Consider the following 796-nt stretch of genomic DNA (forward strand, 5'->3'; position numbering starts at 1 on the left):
CTGAGGTGGTCCGGTTAGGCTGGACAGTTTAGGATATTAAGTGTAAGAAGCTGTTGGTGAGCATGATACGGTGCCTGATAGCCAATACGGGAGTGCAAGCGCTCGTGATTATAATAGTCAAAATAATCAGCGACACTGCGCTGCGCATCGGCCAGGTCGGCAAAAACGGGTCGCGCTCGGACTTCGAGCACCTCCGTTTTGAGGCGCGACCACAGACTTTCGGCTTGGGCATTGTCGTAGCAGTCGCCGCGCCGGCTCTGCGAGCGCAGGACGTGGTGGTCGTCCAGCAGTTTACGGTAGGCATTACCGCAGTACTGCCCGCCGCGGTCCGAGTGCACAAGCAGGCCGGGCGTGGGGGGCTGGGACCAAAAGGCGCGCTGTAAAGCCCTGGTCACCAACGCTTCGGGCATCGTCGCCCCCACTTGCCAGCCGACCACCTGCTTGCTGGTCATATCCTGAAAAGCACACAGGTAGGCCCACTCGCCGCTGGCCAGGGGCAGGTAGGTGATGTCACTGACCCAGACCCGGTTGGCCTGGGTAGGCTTGGGCTGGTCCAGCAACCGGTTGGGCGCACACCGCAGCCCGTGCGTGGAGTCAGTGGTGCGCGGGGTGAAGGCCTTGGGTTGCAGCGCATGTAGGCCCCGCCGACGCATGGCCGCGCGTAGACGTTGGCGGCCCACCTGGTACCCCTTGTGACGCAAAGCCACCTGCAGCCGATAGGTACCGTAGCGGCGTTTATGCATGCCAAACACCTTGACCAGTGCCATTTCCCAAACGGGCACACCCTGTTCTACCG

1 protein-coding gene is annotated in these 796 nt (G+C 61.8%); it reads right to left on the reverse strand.

Features of this window, described 5'->3' with window-relative positions:
• Nucleotides 1-14: 14 nt before the first annotated feature.
• The coding region (locus J4D97_RS23095; RefSeq protein WP_208309640.1) for an IS3 family transposase at nt 15-796 on the reverse strand (782 nt) is incomplete at its 5' end.

It is taken from the genome of Hymenobacter defluvii, assembly GCF_017589435.1.
Lineage (GTDB): Bacteria > Bacteroidota > Bacteroidia > Cytophagales > Hymenobacteraceae > Hymenobacter > Hymenobacter profundi.